The organism is Nonomuraea longispora, assembly GCF_004348345.1.
In the GTDB taxonomy this organism is placed as follows: domain Bacteria; phylum Actinomycetota; class Actinomycetes; order Streptosporangiales; family Streptosporangiaceae; genus Nonomuraea; species Nonomuraea longispora.
This window is the reverse complement of sequence record NZ_SMJZ01000027.1, coordinates 46,456-54,106: the sequence shown is the minus strand read 5'-3', so window position 1 is coordinate 54,106 and position 7,651 is coordinate 46,456. Positions and strand designations below refer to the sequence as shown.

General features: G+C 74.1%; 4 protein-coding genes. 1 reads left to right on the top strand and 3 read right to left on the bottom strand.

What is annotated here, in order from left to right; genetic code table 11:
* The 3 genes from E1267_RS10250 to E1267_RS10240 form a co-directional block, all read right to left on the bottom strand.
* Positions 1-1,050, bottom strand: a 1,050-nt coding sequence (locus tag E1267_RS10250) for a GDSL-type esterase/lipase family protein (protein WP_132332154.1), incomplete at its 3' end; no start/stop codon positions are given.
* Positions 1,047-3,746: an alpha-L-rhamnosidase gene (locus tag E1267_RS10245; protein ID WP_220449405.1), complete on the bottom strand. Its 2,700-nt coding sequence runs from the start codon at positions 3,744-3,746 to the stop codon at positions 1,047-1,049. The genes E1267_RS10245 and E1267_RS10250, both read right to left, overlap by 4 nt.
* Before the next feature lie 5 nt (positions 3,747-3,751).
* Positions 3,752-5,470, bottom strand: coding sequence for a glycoside hydrolase family protein (locus tag E1267_RS10240; protein WP_132332150.1), 1,719 nt, complete (start codon positions 5,468-5,470; stop codon positions 3,752-3,754).
* A 138-nt stretch (positions 5,471-5,608) separates the two neighbouring features.
* On the opposite strand from E1267_RS10240, the gene E1267_RS10235 reads away from it, so the two are divergent.
* Complete coding sequence (locus E1267_RS10235) at positions 5,609-7,489, top strand: glycoside hydrolase family 127 protein (protein WP_132332148.1); 1,881 nt, start codon at positions 5,609-5,611, stop codon at positions 7,487-7,489.
* Positions 7,490-7,651 lie beyond the last annotated feature (162 nt).

Here is a 7,651-nt window from a genome sequence, read left to right as displayed (position 1 = left end):
GTCAACGCCTACGTCCGGAGCGGGGTCGAGGAGGGCGGCGTCGAAGTCGGCCACGCCGTCGAACGCGCCCCCGCTCCGGACGTAGGCGTTGACTGCCTGCCGGGCTCGTTCCCCCGCCTCGGTGTGGTATTCGGCGCCCGCGTACGGTGTGAGCGTGCCGCCGATCACGCGGACCCCGGCGGCGCGCGCGGTCGCGGCGATGCGGCCGTACGCGGCGATGAGGTCGTCCGCCCGCGCGCCCGCCCCGAGGTCGTTGAGCCCGGCCAGCAGGATCACGGCGGCGATGCCCGGCCTGGTCAGCACCTCGGCGGTCAGGCGGCTCTCGGCGGATCGGCCGGTGCCCGCGGCCAGCACGCGACCACCGGAGACGCCCTCGTTGACCACGGCCAGCGGGGGCGACCCCTGTACGGCCAGGTCGGCGAGGAGGTCCACCCAGCCGTGGCCGGTCTCCGAGCCGACCCCGGTGGCGATCGAGTCTCCCAGCACCGCCACGGTCGACACGGAGGTGGGCGCGGTGACCGTCAGCGCGTCCAGCCAGTGCCAGAGCGCCACCTCCTCGGTGAACGCCCCCGAGCCCTCGTCGGCGGCGTGGTCACCGGGGACCGACCGGTAGGCCGGGGCGGTGGCGCGGTTGCGGCCGGTCAGCGTGCCCGCCTCGCCCTGGACGTACAGGCTGATGGCGAGGCGGCGGCGGGGGCGCACCCGTACCGGGAGCGGGTCGCTGAGTGCGGTCGCGCCCGGCGCCACCGTCACCGCAGGGCTCCCGCCGAAGGTCAGCATCCGGTTCGACCCCGGCTCCAGCGCCGCCCCGGCCAGCGGGACGGCCAGCGGGACGGCCGGCGGGACGGCCGGCGGGACGGCCGGCGGGACGCCCGCGTGGACGTGCCCGAACGTCACGGGCCGGTCCCCGAAGGCGTTGGTCAGCCGTACGCGCAGGCCGTTCCCGCCCACGGTGGTCCGCACGATGTTGCGTACGGTCACATCACGCAGGCCGCCGCCGTCGAGGCGTTCGGCGGCGGCGGCCCACGTGGTCACCGGCCGGTACGTCACCGACCCCACGACGCGGTGAACGTGTACCGGCCGGAGCCCACCTGGCACACCGAAGCGGCCTCGGTCGACTTGATCACGTCGATCCCCGCCGTGGCAAGCGGCGTTCCGGACTCGCGGACCGACGACGGGTCCTTGGTGGGCACGTGGACGGTGGCGAGTGCGCCCGGCGGTACGCGTACCTCCAGCGTCAACTCCCCGCCGGAGATCTCCCACCGGCTGGACAGCCGCCCCAGCGGCGTGTCGTACGCCGCCGCGGCCCACCGCAGCCGCCCCCCGGGCAGCGGCCGGATGAGCGGCCGCCGGAAGCCGACAGAGTCCTCCTCCTGGCCGAGCCCCGCGACCCCGCTGTACAGCCACTCACCCACCGAGCCGAGCGCGTAGTGGTTGAAGGAGTTCATGGCGACGGGCCCGAAGCCGTTCTCCTCCGTCCAGCCGTCCCACCGCTCCCAGATCGTGGTGGCTCCGCGCTTGATCGAGTACCCCCACGACGGGTAGCGGTCGTCGTGCAGCAGGTCGTAGGCGAGGTCGTGGTGCCCGTACGCGGACAGGACGGGCCCGAGCAGCCCCACACCGGCGAACCCGGTGGTGAGCCGCCGCCCCCGCCGCTCCAGGTCGGCCACCAGATGCCTCACTGCCGCGGGAACCAGGTCATCGGGGACAAGCCCGTGCGCGAGCGCCAGCAGGTAGCCCGTCTGCGTGTCGCCCGAGACCCGCCCGTCGGCGGAGACGAACTCCCGTACGAACGCCTCCCCGATGCGCGCCCGCAGCTCCGCGTAGTGCTCGGCGACGTCCGCGAGGCCCAGCACGGCGGCGGCCCTGGCGGTGAGACCGGCGCTGAGCGCGAAGTACGCGGTGGCCAGCACGTCGCGGGAGGTCCGCACGCCCGCCTGCAGCCAGTCGCCGTAGTGGCTGCCCACCCGCTCGCGCCAGATCAGGCCGGGGTTGTGACGTTCGACGTGGTCGACCCACCGGCGCATGCTGGGCAGGCTGTCGCGCAGGACGCGTTCGTCGCCGTAGACGCGGTAGAGGTGCCAGGGCACCACCGTGGCGGCGTCCCCCCAGCCGGGGGCGCCGTGCCGCTCCGTCATCACGTGCGGCACCACGTCGGGGACCGCGCCCTCGGCGGTCTGGGCGCAGCGCAGGTCGGCCAGCCAGCCGGTGAAGAACGCGGCCACGTCGGCGTTGTAGCAGGCGGTGGGCAGGAACACCTGCGCGTCGGCGGTCCAGCCGAGCCGCTCGTCGCGCTGCGGGCAGTCGGTCGGCACGGACACGAAGTTGCCCCGCTGGCTCCACCGGAGGTTGCTCGTCAGCCGCCGCACCATGTCGTCGGAGCAGGAGAACTCGCCGGCGACCGGCGTGTCCGAGTGCATCGCCCGGCCGAGCACCTCGACGTCGTCGTGCCCGGTGACCTCGACGTAGCGGAAGCCGTGCACGGTGAAGCGCGGCTCGAACGTCTCCTCCGGCAGCCCCGCGGCGACGTAGTGGTCGGTCGCCTCGGCCGAGCGCAGGTTGGCGGTGTAGAGGGAGCCGTCCTCGTCGAGCGCCTCGCCGTGCCGGAGCGTGACGCGGGTGCCGGCGGGGGCGCCGCGCACCGTCAGCCGCACCCGGCCGGCGATGTTCTGCCCCAGGTCGACGATGGTGCGGCCGGCGCCGTCCCGCCGGGTCCCCACGGGCACGAGGTCCTCGGTGACGCGTACGGGCTCGGCCGCCGAGGGCACGAGGACGTCGTGGCCGGTGTCCACGACGCGGGCGGGGGCCCACGACGAGTCGTCGAAGCCGGGCAGGTCCCAGCCGGGCTGCTCCAGCCGGGCGTCGTACCACTCGCCCATCAGCAGGTCGGCGTAGCGCAGCGGCCCGGTGCTCTCCCGCCAGCTCCCGTCGGTGCCGACGACCGTGCGCGAGCCGTCGGCGTGGTCGGCCACGAGCTGGACGAGCAGCTCGGGACGCCTGCCGTAGCGCTGGGCCTGCCGGCGGCCGTCCCAGCCGAGGCTGCCCGACCACCAGCCGTCCGCGAGCACCGCGCCCACGCAGGCGGGGCCGTCGCCGACCAGGCCGGTGACGTCGTACACCTGGTACGGCACCCGGTAGCGGTAGTCGGTCCAGCCGGGGGTCAGCTCGCCGTCACCCGCCCGGTGGCCGTTGACGCGCAGCTCGTACAGGCCGCGGGCGGTGCACACGATCCGTACGGAGGTCGCCGGGCGCAGGTCGACGACGCGCCGGAAGTAGCGGGGCGGGGGCAGGGACGCGGTGCGTACGCTGCGGGGCTCGCGGTCGTCGGCCGGCGGCTCGAACGGCGGCAGGGTCTCCGGGTCGTGGCCGATCCAGGCGGCCGCCCACTCGTCCGGGTGCAGCACGCCGGTGCCGAACCACGACTCGGCCGCCGCCTCCTCGCCGTCCGCGGAACGGACCTGGACCTGCCAGGTGTAACGGGCGAACGACGTCAGCGGCGTGCCCGCGTACGAAGCGCTGGGGTCCTGCCCGTCGATCCAGCCGCTGTCCCAGGCCGGAGCGCCGCCGGAGCGGACCGTGATCCGGTACGCGGCCTGCGCGTCGCCGCGCCGGCCGGAGGCCAGCCGCCAGCTCAGCCTGGGCGCCCGGGTGGCGATGCCCTGCGGGGTGGCGAGGTGCTCACAGCGCAGGTCGTACGGGTGCAGCGCGCCCCCGGCGGGAGCAGGGGGAAGTGACCATCCGCTCACGGCGCTCACCAGGCCCATTCCGTGGCCGGCCGGGACAGCGGGTAGTCGCGTCGCGGCGCGGTGGGGTGCACCTTGCGCCCGCTGTACATCGGCCGGGCGGTGCCCTCGGGGCTGATGCCGATCACGTCGTCGCCGCGCCAGCGCACCCGGAACTCCCGGCCGGACGCGACCTCCGTGCTCGTCGACTCGGGCACGGGGAACGTGACGGTGATCCGCTCGCCCCGCCTGGGCGCGCGTACGGACAGGTAGCCGTCGGGCGCCCACGCGCCGGGCCGCGTGCCGTCGAAGCCGTCGCCGTCGCGGGTGACGCGCACCTTGGCGTACCCGGCCCAGTCGGGCACCCGCATCCGCAGCTCGCGCAGGTCCCGGTGCACGTCGAGGTCGACGCGGCCCTCATGGGGGAGGTGGCTGAGCACGGTGACCCGCTCGGTGGCCCTGGTGAGCAGCAGGTTGACCCGCACGTCACGGTCATCGCCGGTGACGACGGAGTTCCACCCCCAGAACAGCCCGCGCACGCCGGAGCCGACGCAGCACGCCTGCACGTCGGCGGTGTGCCCGCGGCCCAGCTCGATGTCGCAGACGTAGTCGTTGGGGGCGCCGTACCCGGCGAAGGCGCCGCGTACGCGCTCGCCCACCCGCACGTGCGTCACCCAGCCGGGCTCGTCGCCCGAGGTGTCAGGGGCCGACTCGACCCAGCTCAGGTCGAGCAGCTGGGACTCGACGAGGTGGTTGCGCAGGAACCGCTCCACCACGCCCCAGTAGGCGGTGTGCCCGGAGCCGGCGAGCGTGACGCCGGTGCCGATCAGGTCGACCAGGGAGCAGCTCTCGTGTTCGTAGCGCTGGCCTTCGAGGTCGCCGGGCGTCCAGCCGAATCGGGTGGCCTGGGTGAGCGCCCAGTCGTAGGAGCGGCGTACGAACGCGGTCAGCTCGTGGTCGCCGGTGTGGCGGGCGTAGCGGGCCAGCCCTTCGAGGGTTCCGAGACGGGTGTGGAAGTGGCCGCTGCGGTAGGCGCGGGCCGCGTTGAAGGCGCCGTCCTCGTGGAAGACGCCGCTCTTGTGCACGATCAGCCGGGCGAACCAGCCGCACAACTCCAGCGCGTCCTCGTTGCCGGTGGCCTGGTGGTAGCGGAGCAGCGGCATGATGAGCCGGCCGCTGAACGACGCCGGGTCGGGGGCCAGGTGCAGCGCGATGGCGTTCGGGGACGGCCAGCCGTCGGGGGTGTACTCGGAAGCGGGGTAGAACCAGACGTCCCGCTCCTTGATCGCGATCCGCTTGAGGGCGGCCACGTGCCGGTCGGCCAGCCGCCTGGCCTCGGGGTCGCCGTCGGACACGTACCACGTGGTGAGCGACAGGAGCACGGCGCGCTGGTCGATGAGGTTGGCGTTCGGGGGCCAGCCGGCCTCGGGGCGGGCCCGCCGGTAGCTCAGCCCGTCGGGGCCGAAGAAGCTCGTCAGCCGCCGCCTGAAGCCGTCCTCGACCTCCCGCCAGGTGTCCTTGCCCGTCATGTGCCGGGCGAGCAGGCAGGCGTCCAGCAGCCGGCCGTGGCTGGAGCCGTAGTCCCAGTCGCCGTGCCGCAGCGCGGCGGGCCGGGCGAGCAGGTCGGCGCTGAAGTACGGAACGCCGTCCATGCCCGTGTCCGGGTCCGTGTCGGGCAGTCCGGCCACCGCGTTCATCGCCAGCTCGGCCCGCTCTTCGAGCAGCACGGTGTCGGGGATCTCTGGCATGGCCGTCCCTTCGTTGCACATAAATATTCAAGTGTGCATAGATGTCGCATTCAGCCTGCGTCGCCAGTTGACCCGCGTCAAGGTCTGCATGGATATTCATATCTTGTTGGATATGTAAGGCTGAGGGAGGATGGTGCCATGAGCGTTGATCCGGTGGTACGGCCAGGTTCGGGTGCGGCGGTGGCCCTGCGGCCCGTGACGGGAGCCCGCATCCACGACGGCTTCTGGGAGGCGCGGCAGCGGGTCAACCGCGAGGTGACGATCCCGCTGGGAGGGGAGCGGGTACGCGACTCCGGCGCCTTCGGCAACCTGCGCCGGGCCGCCCGGGGAGGCCCCGCCGAGCATGAGGGGAAGATCTTCGCCGACTCCGACGTCTACAAGTGGCTGGAGGCGCTGGCCTGGGAGCGGGGCAGGCGCGAGGACGACGGCCTGGCCCGCTCGTACGCGCAGGCGTCGGAGCTGGTCGCCGCCGCTCAGTGCGCCGACGGCTACCTCCACACGCACACCCAGCTCACCGGCCGGCGACGCTACTCCGACCTGGCCTCCAGCCACGAGCTCTACTGCGCGGGCCACCTCATGCAGGCCGCCGTGGCGGGCCGCCGGGCCACCGGCGACGAGACGTTGCTGCGGGTCGCCGCCGGCTTCGCCGACCACCTGGCCAAGGACCTGCCCCCGGACGCGATCGACGGCCACCCCGAGGTGGAGATGGGCCTGGCCGAGCTGCACCGGGAGACCGGCGTGCCCGCGTACCTCGACCTCGCCGCGCGCCAGGTGGCCGCGCGGGGGCGCTCTCTCATCCAGCTCAAGGGACACCACGGCCCCGGCTACCGGCAGGACCGCGTGCCGGTCGCCGAGGCCACCACGGTCGAGGGGCACGCGGTGCGCGCGATGTACCTCGCGGCGGGGGCGACCGACGTCGCCGTCGAGACCTCCGACCTCGACCTGCTCGCCGCACTCGGCCGGCAGTGGCGCGACATGGTGGCCACCAAGACCTACCTGACCGGCGGGCTCGGCTCCAACTGGTACGGCGAGGCGTTCGGCGGCCACCACGAGCTCGCCCCCGACACCGCGTACTGCGAGACCTGCGCGGCGATCGGCAGCGTCCAGTGGTCGTGGCGGATGTTGCTGGCGACCGGCGACCCCGCGTACGCCGACCTGGTCGAGCGCACCCTCTACAACGCCGTGCTGCCCGGCGTCTCGCTCGACGGCGAGCACTTCTTCTACGTCAACGCGCTGCGCGTGCGCGCCGGCGCCGACCCCGACGACCTGCGCTCCCCCGCCCGCGGCCGGCAGGGATGGTACGGCACCGCCTGCTGCCCGCCGAACGTCATGCGCCTGCTCTCCTCCCTCGACCACTACCTGGCCACCCGCGACGCCGACGGCGTGCAGCTCCACCTGTACGCGCCCGGCACCGTACGCGCCGGCGACGTGCTGCTGGAGGTGGAGACCGGCTACCCGTGGACCGGCCGCGTCGAGATCGTGGTCAAGGAGACCCCCGGCCACCCGTGGACGCTCGCGTGCCGCATCCCCGCCTGGGCCGACGCGGCCGGGGCCGACGGGCAAACGGCCGAGCCGGGCGGCTACCACCGCGTGCGCAGGACGTGGCGGCCGGGCGACCGGGTGGAGCTGGACCTCGGGATCCGCCCCCGGCTGACGGCCGCCGTGCCCCGGCTCGACGTCGCCCGCGGCCAGGTCGCGGTCGAGCGCGGGCCGCTGGTCTACTGCCTGGAGCAGGCCGACCACCCGGGGGTGATCGTCGACGATTTGTGCCTGGCCGCCGCGGACCTGCGCGACGCGGGCCCGGTCGCCGGCCTGCCCGCCGACGTGGTGCCGGTCACCGCGCGCGGCCGGGCCCACGTGCACCGGGAGGACGACGGCGGTTTCCCCTACCGCGCCGCCGTCGCCCCCCACGAGCCGGAGCACGGGGGCCCGGTCGATCTGACGTTCGTCCCATACCACCTGTGGGCCAACCGGGGCGCCGGGCCGATGACGGTCTGGACGCCCATGCACCGGACATGACCGGCGAAGGCAAAGGAACCCTCATGATCTGTGATCACAGCTGGAAAACGGGTATGTCGTAGCGGCCGTTCGTGACGACTTCCGATCGCCCCCGACGTCATGCCCGGAGTGGAAGCGGCGGACGGCGGGATGTGATGATGTCCCCAACGGCACGGGGAGGAA

What these genes read in the sequence shown, in the direction of transcription:
- E1267_RS10240 (WP_132332150.1), bottom strand. Translation starts at nt 5,470, where the DNA reads ATGCCAGAGATCCCCGACACCGTGCTGCTCGAAGAGCGGGCCGAGCTG.
- E1267_RS10235 (WP_132332148.1), top strand. Translation starts at nt 5,609, where the DNA reads ATGAGCGTTGATCCGGTGGTACGGCCAGGTTCGGGTGCGGCGGTGGCC.